This window comes from Lentzea sp. NBC_00516 (assembly GCF_036346835.1).
GTDB classification, from domain to species: Bacteria; Actinomycetota; Actinomycetes; order Mycobacteriales; family Pseudonocardiaceae; genus Lentzea; species Lentzea sokolovensis.
The window spans coordinates 9,199,839-9,217,813 of record NZ_CP107840.1 but is presented as its reverse complement, the minus strand read 5'-3'; the positions used below and the strand labels follow the sequence as shown (position 1 = coordinate 9,217,813).

The following is a 17,975-nucleotide window of genomic DNA, read 5'->3' as shown; positions in this document are numbered from 1 at the left end:
GCTAGTTTAAGTAGCAGGGTCATGCTACTTAGGGGGACGCAATGACATATCTGCTGATCGCGGTCGGTGTGCTGTACGTGCTCGTGCGCCGGTTCAGGGGGGAACCGCTCAACGCGAGGGACCTGCTGGCGCCGCCGGCGTTCCTGCTTTTCTTCGGCATCCGCGCGGTCGACGAGTTCCACCTGATCTATCTGCTGCCGCTCGCCGCCGGGTTCGCGTTCGGCGCGTTCAGGGGCATGACGATCAAACTGTTCGAGCGCGACGGCCACCTGTGGCAGCGGTACACGCCGTGGACCTTGCTCGTGTGGGTGACGTCGATCGGCGCGAGTTTCGGCCTCGCGTTGCTGCTCGACCATCACGCGCCGACGCAGTTGTCCATCGGCGTGGGCATGCTCGGCGAGCTGTGCACCGTGGGCGCCAAGGCGTTGAACACCGGGCTGCCGTTCGCGCCGGAGAAGCTGTCCAATGGACGGCATGGATCGTCGTGACTTCCTCGTGGGGGCCGGGCTGCTCGCCGTCGCACCGACCGCGTCGTCGGCCGCGCAGGGAGTGGACTGGGGCGCCGTGCGCCGCGAGTTCCGGCTGGACCCCGGCCTGACCAACCTCGGGCTGTTCTACCTCGCGTCGAACCCGCGCGAGGTGCGGGACGCGGTCGAGGAGTTCAAGGTCAGGCTCGACACCAACTCGCACGACCTGATGCCCGACCAGGCACAACAGGTCGCCGTCGCGCTCGGGGAGTACGTCGGCGGCGCCGCGGACGACATCGCGTTCGTGCCCAACACGACCATCGGGCTCTCGATCGTCTACGGCGGCCTGAAGATGCGCGCCGACCAGGAGTTGCTGCTCAACGACCAGGACCACTCCTGGCACCAGCAGGCCGCCAGGCTCGCGGCGTCACGGGTGGGCGCGAAGGTCAGGATCGGCACGCTCTACGAGAACCCGGCGAAGGCCACCGAGGACGAGATCGCGGTGCGGCTGCGGAACTCGATCACCCCGCAGACCCGTGCCGTCGGCATCACGTGGGTGCAGTCAAGCACGGGCCTGCGGATGCCCGTGCGAGCGTGCGCTGCCGTCGTCGCTGAGGCCAACAAGGGGCGTGCACCGCAAGACCGCTGTCTTCTCATCGTTGATGGCGTGCACGGACTGGCAGCCGTCGACGATGACGCGGCGCGCATGGGTGCGGACGTGTTCGTCGCCGGCACGCACAAGTGGCTGTTCGGGCCGCGCGGCACCGGCATGGTGTGGGTGAATCCCGAGGTGAGCCGCGAGATCGTGCCGCTGCTGCCGAGCCTGAGCGACCGCAGCCGGACGGCGGCGCTCGGGCCCGGCGGTTTCCACGCGTTCGAGCACTACTTCGCGGTGCAGGCGGCCGTGCGGTTCCATCAACGCCTCGGCCGCGACCGGGTGGCGTCCCGGATCACCGAACTGGCCGTCCGCTTCAAGGACGGGCTCGCCGAGATCCCCGGCGTCGTCGTCCACACGCCGCGCGACCCGGCGACGTCCGCGGGCATGGTGTGCTTCGACGTGGCAGGCCACACCGGCCCCGAGGTCGTGGAACTGCTGGGACGCAAGCAGATCCAGATCACCACCGCGTCCTACCGCATCCCGTACGCGCGGGTCGGCACGTCGATCCTCAACACCCCGGAGGAGATCGACCGGACGTTGCGCGAGATCAGCGCACTGGCTTGACGAGCCGGGGCAGCTCGGCCGTTCCGGGCGCTTCGAGCTGCACGCTGGTGTTCTCCATCTTCACCTGAGGCTGGTTCATCGCGTCGTGCGCGAACCATCCACCACCGAGTACAAGCACGAGCAACCCAGCCGCAACGAACGGCGTGGTCGGAAGCCGCCGCTTTGGCTCGTCCTCCACGCGCGGCTTCGGCACCTCGACGGTGGCCTGCTCCGCGGGTTCGGGCTCCAACTGCTTGGCCTCGAGGTACGCACCCGTCGCAGCCGCGCCGTCCGGCGCCCTCATCACCGGGATGTGCAACCGTTGCGCGATCTCCTTGACCACCAACGGAATCCGCGACGAGCCGCCCACCAACAGCACGACGTCGGGCAGGCACAGCCCGGCGCTGCCCGCCACGCGTTCCAGCGCGTCGACCGCCAACTCGACCGACGGCCGGATGATCGCCTCGAACTCCAACCGGCTCAGCCTGACCTCGCGCACCTCACCGTTCGTTGCGACATAAGGAATCCGCACCTCCGGATAGCTGCCGAGCAACTCCTTGGCCTCGACACAGCTCCGCACGAGCTCACGGCTGTGCGTACCGATCTTCGCGATCACGTGCTCCGCGACCAGTTCGTCCAGGTAGAAGCCACCGACCTCGACCCGTTCAGGCGCCCCGGCCAGCAACAGCACACCTTGCTTGCGCAGCAACGTGATGTCACACCCGGTGGCACCGAAGTCGAACACCGCCACCGTGCTGTGCTCAGGCATCTGCGCGTCAGCGTCGAACGCGATGGCGGCAGCATGCGGCGCCGGCACGAACAACACGTCCGCACGCCCCGCCTCGATCAGGTCATGGCGCAACTGCTCAAGATGCTCGTGCGGCCAGCACAGCGGATGCGTCATGGCGACACGGCTCGGCGGCTCCCCGTACCGATGCGCGAGGTCGTCGAGAACGTTCGTGATCTCCCTCGCGGGCGCCTGCTGACGCCGGCCGTTGGTCGTGACGCCGCTGTCGGTCGCGACGGTGATGCCTGCGGATCCGAGATCGAGCCCAACCTGGTACGACATTGCGGGTCACCCCTCGCTGCGGACACCCACAACACGTACGTCTCAGTTGGGACGGTTCACTTCTCCTTGCCGCCGGTGCGCGAACGGGGCAACAGCGCGTCCAGTTGCTCGCTCACCTCGGCGAGGAGGCAGAGCTGGGCTCGCGTCCGGTTCGCCGCCATGATCTGCGGCGGTCATACCGAACTCGGCGTGTGCGGCGGTCATACCGAATTCGATGAACCTGTCGCCGATCTCCTCGTGCCACCAGAAGACGCCAGCCGGTTCCCGGACACACCGACTGACGCCACCGGCCTCCTGCTCGTCCGGCCAGTGCATGCTCTCCGGCACTTCGTGCGTCGGCAGCGTGCGATCACGTTCGGCGATCATGACGTGGGCGTGCTGGACCGTCACGTTCTGCGGAGCCTGCGCTCGTCGTGGCCCTGGATCATCGGCCGACGAGTTGCCTCGCGAGCTGGTCGGCCTCGTCCGCGGTGAAGTTGCCGGTGATCTGCGTGGCGCCACCGGTGATCGGCGACTGGATGCTGGGTGCGCTGAGCACCCGTCCGTTGATCAGGATCGCGACCTGGTTCCCCACGTTGGCGGTCGTGAAGTCGCTCCAGGTCCGTGCGCCCTCGGCGTCGAACTCGACCGTCACCACGTGGCCGGTGCCGTACTCGCTGGGACTGGCCTTGGCCTTGCCGACGCGGTCACCGTCGAGGAAGACCGGGCCGAGGTCGTACTTGAACTCACCGGCGTCGCAGGTCACCAGCGGGGCGGTCGCGTCGTCGTGACCGGCCAGCGGGTCGGGGGCGCCGCAGTCCAACGTGCCGAGCGCCTGCTCGCGGGTGGTGGCGTCGGTGCTCTGCCTGGTCGCTCGCGCCGCCTTGACGGCAGGGTCGCCGGCCTCGTTCTGCGGCGCCGGATAGCCGGACGACGGCTTGGACGTCGGCGTGACGCTCTCCACCTTGCGGAACGTCAGCTTGCCCGTGAGCCACGCTTCCCTGGCGGGCGTGCCCGGCTCGGTGGCCGTGCAGGCGGCGACGGCGAGGAGCAGCACCACGGCAAGGATCTTCATGCCTTTGGCTTACCACGCGGCCACCGCCCGCATCAGGCGAATCAGAGCGCCATCAGCCGTTCTGCCGCGACTCTCGCACCGTCCGTGCGCACCTGCACGGCGACTTTCGCGGCCTGGTGGGAGAGTTGGAGTGCCTCGGCCAGGACCTCTGTCGTCACGGCGTTCGCCGAGCGGCCGATGCTCAGCCGTTCGACCTGGCTGCCCCAGTAGTACTGGTCGTACATGTGCGGCAGCACGATCTGCGGCCTGCCCGCCGCAGCGGCCGTCGTGGTGGTGCCGGCGCCGCCGTGGTGCACGATCGCGGCGGTGCGGCGGAACAGCGCCTGCTGGTTCACCTCGCCGATCGCGATGCAGTCCGGGGCGTCGTCGGTGAGCTTCAGGTCTGCCCAGCCTCGTTGCAGGACAACGCGTTTGCCGAGCTTGCGGGCGGCTTCGACGGCGTCACTCGCCGCGTCCGGGGCGCCGCGCATGCTGCCCAGGCCGAAGTAGATCGGTGGTTCGCCGTTGTCCAGGAACGCTGCGAGTTCCTGGCTGAGCGGGCGTTGGTCGTCGGTCAGCCAGGCGCCGGTCTGGACGAGGTCGCCGGGGCCTGGCCACGGGCCGAGCACCGGGTCCGCAGCGAGCCACGGGGCATCGCCGAAGATGTGGTCGCGGACGTCGTCGATCGGGTCGAGGCCGAGTTCGGCGCGCTCCGCGTTGAGGGTGTCGCGCGAGAACGTGAAGTAATGGCGTTGCTTGTCCCATTGCGCGAGGTTTTCCTCGGGCGTTCCGTTCACTGGAACGCGACCCAGCATCGCGGGCGGCGCGTGGTGCGGCGACGGCAACGTGTTCGCGCAGAAGCTCGCGTACACGTAATGCGCGCCGATGCTTTCCGCCACGGAACGCGTCGCGTGCTGCAGTGCCCCGCCCGCCACCAGTACGTCGGCCTGGCCGGCCGCCTGTGCGACGACGCGGAACTGTTCTCTGACCGACTCCTCAGCCAGTCTGCGCAGCTCGTCGGGCGCGGTCTTGAGGACCGTGGCGTTGCGCAGGTTCGGGCCGACCGGCGTGAAGTCGATCCCGTTGCCGGTGACGAGTTCCTCGAAGTCGGGCGGAGCCACGACCTTGACATCGTTGCCCAGTTCCTTGAGTCGCACGGCCAGTGCGGTGACCGGTTGCGCCTCTCCTCGTGAGCCGATCGTGGACACCAGAAATCGCATGGTGAAAACCCCTCAATCCCCTGGTCAGGCCACGAATTGTGCGGGTGGCCCCGGGTCTTGCGGCAAGTCCCCCGGTGCGTTATAAGTTCCAATGGGGGAAATGATTCTCGGCTTTGCACAACACAGCCCGCCCGAGCACTCGGCTCGGACGGGCTGATTCACGTTGCGGGACCTAGTGGGCCGCGTCGTCCCAGGAGCGACCCACGCCGACCGAGACCTCCAGCGGCACCAGGAGCTGGTAGGCGTTGCCCATCTGGTCGCGCACGAGGGCCTCGACGGCCTCGCGCTCGCCCTCGGCGACTTCCAGCACCAGTTCGTCGTGGACCTGCAGGAGCATCCGGGAACGCAGATCGGACGACTCCAGCGCGCGGTAGACGCCGAGCATGGCCACCTTGATGATGTCCGCGGCGCTGCCCTGGATCGGCGCGTTGAGCGCCATCCGCTCGGCCATCTCGCGGCGCTGGCGGTTGTCCGACGTGAGGTCCGGCAGGTAGCGGCGGCGGCCGAGAACGGTCTCGGTGTAGCCGTCCTTGCCGGCCTTCTTCACGATCTCGTTGAGGTAGTCGCGCACGCCCCCGAAGCGGGAGAAGTACGCCTCCATCTGCTCGCGCGCCTCTTCGGTCGGGATGCGGAGCTGCTGCGACAGACCGAACACCGACAGGCCGTACGCGAGGCCGTACGACATCGCCTTGATGCGGCGGCGCATCTCGCCCGTCACCTCGGCCGTGGGGATCGAGAACGCCTGCGAGGCCACGTAGGTGTGCAGGTCCTCGCCGCTGTTGAACGCCGCGATCAGGCCCTCGTCGCCGGACAGCGTGGCCATGATCCGCATCTCGATCTGGCTGTAGTCCGCGGTCATCAGCTCCGCGTAGCCCTCGCCCACGACGAACGCCTGCCGGATGCGGCGGCCCTCGTCCGTGCGGATCGGGATGTTCTGCAGGTTCGGGTCCGTCGAGGACAGCCGGCCCGTGGCGGCGATCGTCTGGTGGAACGTCGTGTGGATGCGGCCGTCGTCGGCCACCGACTTCAGCAGGCCGTCCACAGTGGACTTCAGCCGCGTGACGTCGCGGTGCGCGAGCAGGTGCTGCAGGAACGGGTGCTCGGTCTGCTCGAACAGGTTCTGCAGCGCGTCCGCGTCCGTGGTGTAGCCGGTCTTGGTCTTCTTCGTCTTCGGCATGTTCAGCTCGTCGAAGAGGACCGCCTGCAGCTGCTTCGGGCTGCCGAGGTTGATCTCCTTGCCGATGACCGAGTACGCGTCCTGCGCCGCCTGCTTCACGCCGGCCGCGAAGTGCGCCTCCAGCTCCGAGAGGTGGTCGACGTCGATCGCGATGCCGACGGCCTCGACCTCGTCGAGCACGTTCATCAGCGGCAGTTCGAGGTTCGCGAGCAGGTCGGTGCCGCCGATGGTCACCAGTTCCTCGTCGAGGCGGTCGGCGAGCTCGGCGACGGCACGCGCGCGCAGGATCGTGCTGGTGGCGACCTTCTGGGCTTCCTCGGACTCGTCGGACAGCAGCGACAGCTGACCGTCGCCGGACTCCTCGGCCCGCAGCTCGCGCTTGAGGTAGCGCAGCGCCAGGTCGTCCAGGGCGAACGACCTCTGGCCGGGACGCACCAGGTAGGCGGCCAGCGCCGTGTCGGAGGACAGGCCGCGCAGCTTCCAGCCGCGGGCGCGCACGCGACGCAACGGCAGCTTCAGGTCGTGGCCCGCCTTGGACACCTTCTCGTCGGCCAGCCACGCTGCGAGCGCCTGCTCGTCGGCCTCGTTGAGCTCCTCGACGGCGACGTACCCGCCCTCACCGGTGGCGGTGCACAGCGCGACGCCCTCCAGGTCGGTCGTGATGCGCAACGCGACGCCGACCCGCGTCTTGCGCGCGTTCGCGTCGAGCCACTTCTTGAGTGTACCGGCGGGGATCGCGCCGCCGGAGACCTCGAAGCCCTCCTCGGCCTCGGGCTCCGCGGTCGTCAGCGTCTGGAACAGACGGTCGCGCAGGACGCGGAACTCCAGCTCGTCGAACAGCCGGTGCACCGCGTCGCGGTCCCACTGCTGCACCTCGAGACCGTCGATCGCGTACGGCAGCTCGACGTCCTTGATCAGCTCGGTGAGCTGGCGGTTCATGATGATGTTCGCCAGGTTGCCGCGCAGCGCCTCGCCGACCTTGCCCGGCACCTCGTCGATGTGGTCGACGAGCTCGTTGAGCCCGCCGAACTGGTTGAGCAGCTTGATGATCGTCTTCGGGCCGACGCCGGGGGTGTTCGGCAGGTTGTCCGAGGAGTCGCCGCGCACCGCCGCGTAGTCCGCGTACTGCTCCGGGCGCACGCCGTGCTTCTCCTCGACGTACGCCGGGGTGAAGCGGCCCATCTCCGAGACGCCCTTGACCGGGTACAGCACCGTGACCTTGTCGTTGACCAGCTGGAACGCGTCGCGGTCGCCGGTGACGATCTCCACCTCGACGCCCTGCGCCACGGCCTGCGTGGTCAGCGTCGCGATGATGTCGTCCGCCTCGTAGTTCTCCTTCTCCATGGTCGGGATGGCCAGCGTGGCCAGCACGTCCTTGATCAGGGAGACCTGGCTGCGGAACTCGTCCGGCGTCTTGGAGCGACCGGCCTTGTACTCGGGGTACTGCTCGGAGCGGAACGTCTTGCGCGACACGTCGAACGCCACCGCGACATGCGTCGGCTTCTCGTCCCGCAGGATGTTGATCAACATGGACGTGAACCCGTACACGGCGTTCGTGACCTGGCCCGTCTTCGTCACGAAGTTCTCGGCGGGCAGGGCGTAGAACGCTCGGTAGGCCATCGAGTGACCGTCGATGAGCAGGAGCCGCTTCACGTCTGAGGTAGTCACGGTCCCGAGTCTAGGGTGGGGGTCTGACAGTTTTGCTTGAGCCCTTGGAGCCTGCGTGACCCCCGACCTGCCTATCGAGTTCGCCGACGAGCAGTTGCATGTTCGGATGGGCATCGAAATCACCCAATGGGATGTTCAGGAGATGATCGGCACGATGCCGGTCAAGGGCAACCGCCAGCCGTTCGGCCTGCTGCACGGCGGCGCGAACGCGGTGCTCGCCGAGCAGCTGGGGTCCGTCGCGTCCGCGATGCACGCCTCCCAGTTCAACTGCATCGCCGTCGGGCTCGAGCTGTCCTGCACCCATCATCGAGCGGCACGCGAGGGCACCGTCACCGGCGTGGCACGCCCGATCCACCTCGGTCGCAGCACGACGACGTACGAGATCGTGGTGACCGACGAGGACGGCAAGCGCACCTGCACCGCCCGCCTCACGTGCCTCATCCGCCCGAAGCCTCCCGGCGCCTGAGCACTGGGGTAAACCACACCCTCGTTGTGCGGTGAGCCCCAGTGTGCGACCAAGATCAGCCCGACATCGTTGGGTCATGACCTTCACGACTCGACTCACAGCGGCAGTCCTGTGCGGCGCGCTGGTCGCGGCCTCGGTCCCGGCCACCGCGTCGGCCCGGACGGCCCGCGGCGAGCTCCTCGACGTCGTCCCGGTGTCCACGATGGACACCAACCAGCTGGTCACTTACCTGGGGGACCACGACCTGGACGCCTCGCGCGTCCGCTTCGCCGTGGACGCGAAGCGAATCACCTACCGCACCATCGACGCCTTCGGGAAACCGACGACGGCGAGTGCCCTGATCGCCTTACCGCACAACGGGAACCGAGCGCCCCGCCAGGCCACCTGGCTGCACGGCACCACCGGCTACCGAGGCTCGGTGGCCTCGGTGGCGGACGGCAACGACCGGGCCGCGGCCCTGCTCTTCGCCTCCGCCGGTTACCTGACCACGGCCCCGGACTACCTGGGTCTGGGCACCGGCCCGGGCTACCACCCGTACGTGGACGCCCCGTCCACCGTCACGGCGTCGGTCGACGCCTTGCGCGCGACCCGCGAGTACGCCGCGTCGAAGGGCTTGCGCCCGGACCCGCGCGTCATGATCACCGGCCACTCGCAGGGCGGCCACGCCGCCATGGCCCTGGGCCAGGCCCTGCAACGCGGCGCCGACTCCCACCTGAAGGTGGGCGCCCTGGCCCCGATCGGTGGTCCGTTCAAGCCGAGCCTGCTGGTGGCCAAGGCGACGAACGACGAGATCTCCAACGGAGTCGCGTACATGGCGTACTGGACGGTGGCGTGGAACCGCCTGCACCACCTCTACTCCGACCCGTCGGAGGCGTTCCGCGACCCGTCGATCGAGGCGCTCTTCGACGGCGAGCACCGCAACGAGGACATCTTCCCGCACCTCCCCGCGACCATGCGGGAACTGCTGACAGAGTCCTACCTGGACCGCGTCCAGCACCCGACCGGCGTCCTGCGCGCGAAACTGCGCGAGTCGGACAGCTACTGCGACTGGCGCCCCACCGTCCCGGTGACGATCTACTCGTCCGCCGGCGACCGCGACACCCTGCTCGAAATCTCCGCCTACTGCGACCAACGCCTCAAGCAGCGCCACGCCCGCAGCACGCTCATCGACCTGGGCGCGGACGTGAACCACGGCAGGGCCGCCAAGCTGGCCCTGCCCCGCATCCTGGCCGACTTCGACCGCGGCTGAGCGCCGCGCCGTCCGGAGCACAGAGGGCAGGGCGGAGGACAACCCTCCGCTCTGCCCGCTCAAGGCTCGAACCCACCGCACGCCACCCGCGAACGGGACAGCACGGCCGACACGCCCTTCAGGGCGAACAGATCTCCGTTCGGTGATCCGCCCGGACAACTCCAGAAACCCGGTCACCGGGACTGATCCGGTCAGGCGGACGTTCTCGCCGCCCTTCACCGCCGAAACTTCCAGCAGACGAACGAAAGCGGGGCGGAAGGACAAGCCCTCCGCCCCGCTCCCACAACCGAGACCTCAGTGAGCCTCACCCAGGTACGCGTCGCGCACCCGCTGGTCGGCCAGGAGCGAGTGCCCCGGACCGTCCAAAGTGGTCTTGCCGAGGTCGATCACGTAGCCGTGGTCCGACAACGCCAGCGCCGCCAGGGCGTTCTGCTCCACCAGAAGAATGGTGGTGCCCAGCGACTGCAGCTCCTTGATGGTGTCGAAGATCTTCTGCGTCATGATCGGCGAGAGACCCATCGAGGGCTCGTCGAGCATCAGCAGACGTGGCTTCGACATCATCGCGCGGCCGATGGCCAGCATCTGCTGCTCGCCACCGGAGAAGAGGCCGGCCTTGTTCTGCCGGCGCTCCCCCAGCACGGGGAAGAGGTCGTACACGCGCTGGATGTCTGCCTCGACCCCGTCGTCCTTGCGGACGTAGGCGCCGAGTTGCAGGTTCTCCTCCACGGTCATCCGCGGGAAGAGCCGGCGGCCCTCGGGGCAGTGCGCGATGCCCTCACCGAGGATCGCGTGCGCCGGGTCGTTGTGGATCGCCTTGCCCTGGAACAGGATCTCGCCGTTGGTCGGCCGCAACAGACCCGAGATGGTGCGCAGGGTCGTGGTCTTGCCCGCACCGTTCGAGCCGATCAGCGACACGATCTGGCCGGCCTCGACGGTGAACGAGATGTCGCGGACGGCCTCGATCGCCCCGTAGGAGACGGAGAGGTTGCGGACTTCGAGCAGCGCGGTCATGCCTGCTCCTCCTCAGCAGAAGCAGCGGCGGCCTCGACGTCGTGCTGGACTTCGTCCGGGGGCTTGCCGAGGTAGGCCTCGATCACCCGCGGGTCCGCCCGCACGACCTCGGGGCTGCCCTCGACGAGCAGTTCGCCCTGCACGAGCACGGAGACCGAGTCGCACAGCCCGAAGATGAACTTGATGTCGTGCTCGATGACCACGACGGACACACCCGTCTCGCGGATGCGGAAGATCAGCTGCTGCGTCGCTTCCGTCTCCTGCGGGTTCATACCCGCCGTGGGCTCGTCCAGCAGCAGCACCGCCGGGTCCGTGGCCAACGCGCGCGCGATCTCCAGACGACGCTGGTCGCCGTAGGGGAGGTTGCGCGAGAGCTCGTCATCGACGTTGTTCAGGCCGACGAACGCGAGCAGCTCCCGCGACCGCTCGCGGGCCGCCCTCTCGCCGCGCTGGTAGGCGGGGCCGTGGAACAGCGAGGCCAGCGGGCCCTGCTTCATCCGGACGTGGCGACCGACCATGACGTTCTCCAGCACGGACATGCTGGGGAACAGGCGGATGTTCTGGAACGTGCGGGCCACGCCCGCGTCCGTCACCTTCGCCGGGTCGCCGGGCAGCACGTTGCCCTTGAGCAGCACCTCGCCCGTGGTCGGCGTGTACAGGCCCGTCAGGCAGTTGAAGAACGTGGTCTTCCCCGCGCCGTTCGGACCGATCAGGCCGACGATCTTGCCTTCTTCGAGCGTCAGAGTGACGCCCTTCAACGCCTTGAGGCCACCGAAGACCATCGAGACGTCACGCGCTTCCAATACAGGCGTGCTCATGCCTTCTTCGCCTCCACGTGCGCCTCTTCGGCGTTCTCATCGGCGCGTTCGACCATCTCAGCGCGCCTGTGCGCATCGGGGATCAGGCCCACCGGCCGGAACCGCATGATCAGGATCAGCGCGAGGCCGAAGATCATGAGGCGGTAGTCCTCGAAGTCACGCAGCTTCTCGGGCAGCACGAACAGCAGCGCGGCACCGAGAACGGCACCGGGGATCGACCCCATGCCGCCGAGGATGACCGCCGCGAGCAGCGTGACCGACTCGAGGAACTTGAACGACTCGTAGGAGACGGTGCCGTTCTTGTGCGCGAACACCGCGCCCGCGAGACCCGCGAGCATGGCGCCGATGAGGAACGCGAGGATCTTCATCTTGCCGGTGCGGATGCCCATCGCGCGGGCGGCGTCCTCGTCCTCGCGGATCGCGATCCAGGCGCGGCCGATGCGGCTGAACTTGAGGTTCGCGAACACCGCCATCGTCGCCGCGACGAGCAGCACGATGAGGATGTAGTAGAGGACACCGGCGGGGAGCTTCACGGCGCCGATCGAGATCGACTTGTTGAACTCCGCGCCGAACAGCGACAGCGCCGGAACACCGGGGATCGCGTTGGAGCCGTTGGTGATGCCACCGATGTCGTTCTGCGCGGAGCGGGTGAAGATCTCACCGAACGCCAGCGTCACGATCGCGAGGTAGTCACCGCGGACCCGCAGCGTCGGCGAACCGACGATGGCGCCGAAGATGCCGGCCACGACGGCCGCGATGGCCGCGGCGATCGGGAACGGCAGCGTGATGCCGAAGTGCGCGGTCGCGGCACCGGAGAAGTTCGCCGCCACGAGGGCACCGATGCCCATGAACGCCACGTACCCGAGGTCGAGCAGACCCGCGAGACCGACGACGATGTTCAGGCCGATCGCGGTGGCGGCGTAGATGCCGATGTTCGCCGCGACCGTCATCCAGTACTCGTTGCCCGCCTCGGTGAACGGCAGCAGCAGCGCGCACGCCGCCAGCACGATCACGCTGAACACGCGGTGCTGTTCGGACAGTGCCGAGAGCCAGCGCACGAAACCGACGCCGCTCAGTGCGCCGAGCACACCGGCGGAGAACCCGAGGAACGACAGGAAGATCGCGCCCGCGTACGGGTTGGCGGAACCGACGCCACCGGTGGTCAGCATCGCGGCGACGGCGTAGAGCACCGCACCGAACGACACCAGCAGCACCAGGTACGCGACCGGGGTGGAGACCTTGAACTTCCACTCGCCCACCGGCCCGATGCCGATGCCGTAGCCCGCGAGGATCGCCAGCACACCGGCGACCAGGCCTACGACGGCACCGAACGCGGTGGCACCGTCGAGGGCCGTGATGGCGCCGAGGCCACCGCCCTTGACCGTGATGTACGCGGCGTTGACGAACGAGACGAGGGCGAGGCCCCAGCCGAGCGCCCGGACGACGCGGCCCTTGGACGGGATCGGCGCGAACGCCGCGACCAGAACGAGGACGCCCAGCACCAGGACGTGCCAGCGGAACCCGGTGACCAGGAACGGCGCGTCGAAGAACTGCAGCGTCGCCTTGTCGGGCCAGTTGCCGTCGTTGAGGCTGAACGTGACCCACGGCAGCAACGCGGCGACGATGCCGAGGACACCGCCGGCGGCCGCGAACGGCTTGCCGAGTGGTGCGAGTGCGGAACGCTTCGCAGAGGTGTCGACCGTACTCATGCGCGCACCCTTTCCGGCTCGCCGAACAGACCCTGCGGGCGGAAGACGAGCACGAGGATCAGCACGACGAAGATCCACACGTAGTCGTACTGGGTGCCGCCCGGCATGTACTGACCGGCGATGGTCTTGATCAGACCGATGATGAACGCGCCGATGACCGCGCCGCGGATGCTGCCGACGCCGCCCAGGACGGCCGCCGTGAAGGCGAAGATGCCGTTCTGGAAGCCCATGTCGATGTTGATGTTGTTCAGGTACCCGCCGAACATGATGCCGGCGACACCGGCGAGCACGGCGCCGATGATGAACGTCAGCACGATCACGCGGTCGGGGTTGACGCCCATGAGCTTCGCGGTGTCCGGGTCCTGGGCGGTCGCACGCATCGCACGGCCCATGCGGGACCGGTTGATGTAGGTCTGCAGGATGATGGCGAGACCCACCGAGAGCGCGACGAGCAGGATGCCGGTCCACGAGATGTTGACCGAACCGATCGTGAGGTTGCCCTCGGGGAAGACCTTGGGGTACGGCAGGTTGGACTTGGCGTTCGGGTAGAAAACGCGCACAGCTTCCTGCAGGAACACGGACACGCCGAGCGCTGTGATGAGCGGCGCCAGCCGGGGCGCGTTGCGCAGCGGCCGGTAGGCGAACCGTTCCATGATCACGGCGACGACGACCGCCACCAGGATGCCGCCGACGAACATGAGCGGCAGTGCCACGGCAGCAGACTTCTTGAGATCGTCAGGAAGAAGCGTGAACGTGGCGAGGCCTCCGTACGAGGCCACCATGAAAACCTCGCCGTGGGCGAAGTTGATCAGCTGGATGATGCCGTACACCATCGTGTACCCCAGGGCGATCAGGGCGATCAACGCACCCTGAATGACCCCGTTGGCCAGCTGTTGAAGCAGGACTGACACGACTACCTCCGTAAACAACGGGGGCGAGCAAACAACGCCCGCCCCCGCCGTGGCTTCAATCAGTAATTAGGTAGTCGATCAGCCGGTGAAGGTGCCGGTCTGAACGTCCTTCCACTTGGCCGAGGTGACCTGGTAGACGGTCAGCACCTTGTTCGTGCTGTCGCCGTACTGGTCGAACTTGACCTCACCAGTGGCACCGGAGCCGGCGTAGGCACCGACGTTGGTCAGCATGGCGTCACGCTTCGACTCGTCCCAGGCAGCGCCGTCGACGGTCTTGGCCAGGGCACCGATGATCGCGTTCGCGGCGTCGTAGGAGAACGCACCGTAGGCGGCGTAGTCCTCCTTGCCGAACTTCGCCTTGTACGCGTCGACGAAGGCCTTGGCCGTGGCCAGGGACTCGGTCGGGGCACCGACGGAGGTGGCGAGGTCGCCCTCCTTGCCGCCGAGCTCGATGTACTTGCCGTCGAAGATGCCGTCGCCGCCCATCAGCGGAACGTCGAGGCCGTTGTCCTTCATCTGCTTGGACAGCGGGCCGGCGACGGGGTACTCACCGCCGTAGTAGACGGCCTCCGGGCCGAGGGCCTTGATCTTGGCGATGACGCCGGAGAAGTCGGTGTCCTTCTCGCCGACCTTCTCGGAGCCGACGATCGTGCCGCCCTTCTTGCTGACCTGCTTGGACAGCTCGGCGGCCAGGCCCTCACCGTAGGTCTTGCCGTCGGTGATGATGGCGATCTTCTTCTTGCCGGCCTTCTCGACGAGGTAGTTGGCCGCGTACGGCCCCTGCAGGTCGTCGGTGGTGCAGACGCGGAAGTAGTTGTCGAACTGCCGCTTCGGGGCCGTCAGGAAGTCGTTACCCCTGGTCAGCGACGGGTTCGTGTTGGCGGGCGACACCTGGGGGATCTTCTTGTCCCGCAGGATCGGCTGCACGGTCTGGGCCACAGACGAGTTCAGCGTGCCGACGACACCGACAACGTTCGGGTCGGTCGACAGCTTCGTGGCGGCCTGGGCACCCTTGGCGGGGTTGGCCTCGTCGTCCTGGGCGGACACGGTCAGCTTGTAGCCCTTGACCGTGCACTTCTTGTTCGCCTCGTCCACGGCGAGCTCGGCGGACTGCTTGATGCCGACGCCGAGAGCGGACAGGTTCCCGGACAACGGGGCGACAACACCGACAGTCAGAGTGCCCTTCGACGTGTCGCAGCTGCCCCCGGTGGTGCCGCCGCCCTCGGTCTTGTTCGAGCCACAGGCTGCAAGAACAAGCAGCGAGGCGCCGACGATCGCTGCGGACTTCACAGAGTGCTTACGCACGTGATGTCCCTCCTATATCCCTGCTCCCGGCTACGCGAGATCTCCGCGCACCGCTCCATCACCCTCTCCTGAGGGATGGCCGGAACCTAGGCGATGACTGTGACCGCAGTCATCAAAGCCAATGGGCTCGTGACCATAACGCAACGCGGCGTTATGTTTCACTTAAGCAATGTCACAGACGGTAACCTTCGTTCACTCTTTGGACGGCTGCCATAACGTGGACGTATGACTCCGCGTCGTCGAGTGATCACCGCGGTGGGCGCTGTCGCGATCATCGTCGCGGCGGTGCTGGTTCTGCGCGACTCCGATGATGCCCTGAAGAAGCCCAGTTCAGAGGCCGTTCGCCTAACTAAGTACACAGCGGATTTCGTCAGGGTTTCGGCGACGCCGCCTCAGCCCGGCCCGCCGTCCTCCGTATGGAGCAGCGACGGACGAGTCCAATGGGCGCCTGTGCCGGGTGCGGCCGGGTACGAGGTCCTCGGAAAACTCGTCGCGTCGCCCGAGATCACAGGCTCCGGACGGCCGGACGTGCGCGCGGTGGACGCCTTCGGCCAGCGATCCTCGCCGGTCAGGGCCGAGGAGCGTCCGAGTGACGACGGCTGGCGGCGGGCGGTCGACGGCTGGCTGGACGACTTCGACGACACGCTCCTCGACCGCCGCTACCACCTGAGCGGCCGGCGGGGGTGCGTGAACCCCGGTTCGGGCTCCGGCGGCCGCCTGGTGATCGACATGCCGTGTGGAAACGACACGGCCGTGCTGCGCTCACGGGCGCCACTGCTGTTGAAGGGATCGGCCGAACTGGGCCGCGTGGTCGTCGTGACGGACGCGGCCGGACCGCGCGGCAAACTCGTGGTCGATCTGGCGCCCGGAACGCCTGATCGACTCGGACCCATACCTCCTGCTGATGCGGTTCGCGTGGTCGTGGACGACTCCGTGGCCCCCGGAACGCGCGGTGCGGGCGTTCTGCATCGATTCGAAGTAGTGCTGACAGATAACGGCGTGCGGGTCCTCCAGGACGGCACCGAGATCGCGACTTCGCCCGTCGTACCGCAGTGGCGTGAGGCGAGCGTGCTGATCGGTGTGACGCCCCCGGCCAGCTATCCCGGACGCGTAGAAATCGACGCGATCGGCATCTACGGCTCGTACGGCCCTGGGGAGCAGGTGATCGAGACACCGCTCGTGGCAGGGACTCTGCGCGTGCTCGAACCCGAAGAAGAGGCGCCTGGCATCGGCGTGGCCCGCGCACCGTTGCGCGGCGTCGCTTCGGCGCGCTTGCGGGCAACTGTCCGGTTCGGCGACGGCGGCGATCCGAACGGCCTGGTCGCGCAGCTCGGGACGGCGAAGGTGCCGCTGCGGGCGGCGGTGAACGGCTGGTCCGCGGCGGAGGGCAGCGAGTTGACGCTGATCGGGAACGTGCCCGCCGAGCTCCTCGCCAAGGACGGCCCGGACGCGCTGACGCCGTTCGTGCTGCGGATGCCCGGCGCGTCACAGGCCCAGGTGCTGGAGAGCTACCTGGAGGTGCCCGGCCGGTCGCCGGTGAAGCTGGAGAACGCGCCGACCGAGCCACCGGCCGTTTTGCCCGTCATGACCGCTGAGATCAACGCTAAGGGCCCGAACGACGCGGCACTGGTGATCACCCTCGACGCGGCCCACGCACGGTCAGTGGCGCCGATAGCGGGCTTCGAGGTGTACGTCGACACCTCTCTCGCGGCAACCGTGCCGATACCCGGCGGCATAGGTGGCCGGCACGAGCTGGAGATCTCGCTGAAAGGCAGCCACAACGTCGAAGTCCGCCTGCGCCCCGAGGATCCGGGACGGCAGACGGACTCCGTGTGGCTGGAACTCAACCGAAACTGACCAAGTGGTGTGGCCCGGCCCGTTGGCGGGCGTATTCACGCTCAGCAGGGCGCCTCGCGGCACCGCCCCCACGCCCCCATACGTCCAGTATGAGGACGTGGGGGCGGCACCACGATGCACCCGTCTGACCGCGAATTCACCCGGCAACCTTCCGGGCCACACCACTAGCCGAAGTTCTCGATGACGGCCTCTGCGACGGCCTTCATCGTCGTGCGGCGGTCCATGGCGGTGCGCTGCACCCACTTGAACGCCTCCGGCTCGCTCAGACCCTGTTTGGTCATGAGAATGCCCTTGGCCCGTTCCACGACCTTGCGGGTCTCCAGGCGCTCGGTGAGCCCGGCGACTTCCTGTTCCAGTGCGGCCAGTTCGCCGAACCGGCTCATCGCCAGCTCGATCGCGGGCACGAGGTCCCGCTTGGCGAACGGCTTGACCAGGTAGGCCATCGCACCCGCGTCGCGGGCGCGCTCGACCAGGTCGCGCTGGCTGAAGGCGGTGAGGATCACGACCGGCGCGATCCTGTTGCCGGCGATGTGCTGCGCCGCCTCGATCCCGTCGACCTTGGGCATCTTGACGTCCAGGATGACCAGGTCCGGATTGAGCTCGGTCGCGAGCTTGATGGCCTCTTCACCATCTGCGGCCTCGCCCGCCACGTCGTAGCCCTCTTCGCGCAGCATCTCGACGAGGTCGAGACGGATCAGCGCCTCGTCTTCGGCGACGAGGACGCGAGGGGCCTTGCGCGTGGCTTCGGCTTGGGCCTCGGCAGCCTGCTGGGTCACCGGGGTCCTCCTGACGATCGTTCCTGCGGGCGAAAGCG

The 17,975-nt window shown here is 67.9% G+C and carries 15 protein-coding genes; 5 read left to right on the top strand and 10 right to left on the bottom strand.

What is annotated here, in order from left to right; all coding sequences use genetic code 11:
* The first annotated feature begins 41 nt into the window (after positions 1–41).
* Positions 42–488, top strand: coding sequence for a DUF1453 domain-containing protein (locus OG205_RS42845; protein ID WP_330273478.1), 447 nt, complete (start codon positions 42–44; stop codon positions 486–488).
* Positions 475–1,689, top strand: coding sequence for an aminotransferase class V-fold PLP-dependent enzyme (locus OG205_RS42840; RefSeq protein ID WP_330273477.1), 1,215 nt, complete (start codon positions 475–477; stop codon positions 1,687–1,689). The genes OG205_RS42845 and OG205_RS42840 overlap by 14 nt, the downstream gene beginning before the upstream one ends.
* Here the strand turns inward: OG205_RS42840 and OG205_RS42835 are convergent.
* The 4 genes from OG205_RS42835 to polA form a co-directional block, all read right to left on the bottom strand.
* Positions 1,673–2,737 carry an Hsp70 family protein gene (locus tag OG205_RS42835; protein WP_330273476.1) on the bottom strand — a complete coding sequence of 355 codons (1,065 nt, stop codon included), beginning with the start codon at positions 2,735–2,737 and terminating at the stop codon, positions 1,673–1,675. The genes OG205_RS42840 and OG205_RS42835 overlap by 17 nt on opposite strands.
* A gap of 424 nt (positions 2,738–3,161) precedes the next feature.
* Positions 3,162–3,791 carry a SecDF P1 head subdomain-containing protein gene (locus OG205_RS42830; RefSeq protein WP_330273475.1) on the bottom strand — a complete coding sequence of 210 codons (630 nt, stop codon included), beginning with the start codon at positions 3,789–3,791 and terminating at the stop codon, positions 3,162–3,164.
* A gap of 41 nt (positions 3,792–3,832) precedes the next feature.
* A complete protein-coding gene (locus tag OG205_RS42825; protein WP_330273474.1) occupies positions 3,833–4,990 on the bottom strand; it encodes a glycosyltransferase in 1,158 nt (385 codons plus the stop codon).
* Positions 4,991–5,162: 172 nt separating this feature from the next.
* Complete coding sequence (gene polA / locus OG205_RS42820; RefSeq protein ID WP_330273473.1) at positions 5,163–7,835, bottom strand: DNA polymerase I; 2,673 nt, start codon at positions 7,833–7,835, stop codon at positions 5,163–5,165.
* A 106-nt stretch (positions 7,836–7,941) separates the two neighbouring features.
* Between polA and OG205_RS42815 the strand changes: the two genes are divergently transcribed.
* Both OG205_RS42815 and OG205_RS42810 read left to right on the top strand, forming a co-directional pair.
* Positions 7,942–8,301: a hotdog fold thioesterase gene (locus OG205_RS42815; protein ID WP_330278361.1), complete on the top strand. Its 360-nt coding sequence runs from the start codon at positions 7,942–7,944 to the stop codon at positions 8,299–8,301.
* A gap of 76 nt (positions 8,302–8,377) precedes the next feature.
* Complete coding sequence (locus OG205_RS42810) at positions 8,378–9,550, top strand: alpha/beta hydrolase family protein (protein WP_330273472.1); 1,173 nt, start codon at positions 8,378–8,380, stop codon at positions 9,548–9,550.
* Positions 9,551–9,844: 294 nt separating this feature from the next.
* On the opposite strand, the gene OG205_RS42805 is transcribed toward OG205_RS42810, so the two are convergent.
* The 5 genes from OG205_RS42805 to OG205_RS42785 all read right to left on the bottom strand — a co-directional run bounded on the left by OG205_RS42805 (position 9,845) and on the right by OG205_RS42785 (position 15,304).
* Positions 9,845–10,561 carry an ABC transporter ATP-binding protein gene (locus OG205_RS42805; RefSeq protein WP_330273471.1) on the bottom strand — a complete coding sequence of 239 codons (717 nt, stop codon included), beginning with the start codon at positions 10,559–10,561 and terminating at the stop codon, positions 9,845–9,847.
* On the bottom strand, positions 10,558–11,379 hold the full coding sequence (locus OG205_RS42800) for an ABC transporter ATP-binding protein (protein WP_330273470.1): 822 nt from the start codon (positions 11,377–11,379) through the stop codon (positions 10,558–10,560). The genes OG205_RS42805 and OG205_RS42800 overlap by 4 nt, the downstream gene beginning before the upstream one ends.
* Positions 11,376–13,088 carry a branched-chain amino acid ABC transporter permease gene (locus OG205_RS42795; protein ID WP_330273469.1) on the bottom strand — a complete coding sequence of 571 codons (1,713 nt, stop codon included), beginning with the start codon at positions 13,086–13,088 and terminating at the stop codon, positions 11,376–11,378. The genes OG205_RS42800 and OG205_RS42795 overlap by 4 nt, the downstream gene beginning before the upstream one ends.
* Positions 13,085–13,999 (bottom strand): branched-chain amino acid ABC transporter permease, encoded by a 915-nt coding sequence (locus OG205_RS42790; protein WP_330273468.1) that lies wholly within the window; start codon positions 13,997–13,999, stop codon positions 13,085–13,087. The genes OG205_RS42795 and OG205_RS42790 overlap by 4 nt, the downstream gene beginning before the upstream one ends.
* Before the next feature lie 78 nt (positions 14,000–14,077).
* On the bottom strand, positions 14,078–15,304 hold the full coding sequence (locus OG205_RS42785; protein WP_330273467.1) for a branched-chain amino acid ABC transporter substrate-binding protein: 1,227 nt from the start codon (positions 15,302–15,304) through the stop codon (positions 14,078–14,080).
* Between the two features lie 225 nt (positions 15,305–15,529).
* Between OG205_RS42785 and OG205_RS42780 the strand changes: the two genes are divergently transcribed.
* The gene (locus OG205_RS42780) at positions 15,530–17,161 is read left to right on the top strand and encodes a hypothetical protein (protein ID WP_330273466.1); all 1,632 of its coding nucleotides are present in this window, start codon (positions 15,530–15,532) and stop codon (positions 17,159–17,161) included.
* A 164-nt stretch (positions 17,162–17,325) separates the two neighbouring features.
* Here the strand turns inward: OG205_RS42780 and OG205_RS42775 are convergent, their stop codons facing one another.
* A complete protein-coding gene (locus tag OG205_RS42775; RefSeq protein WP_330273465.1) occupies positions 17,326–17,937 on the bottom strand; it encodes an ANTAR domain-containing response regulator in 612 nt (203 codons plus the stop codon).
* Positions 17,938–17,975: the final 38 nt, after the last annotated feature.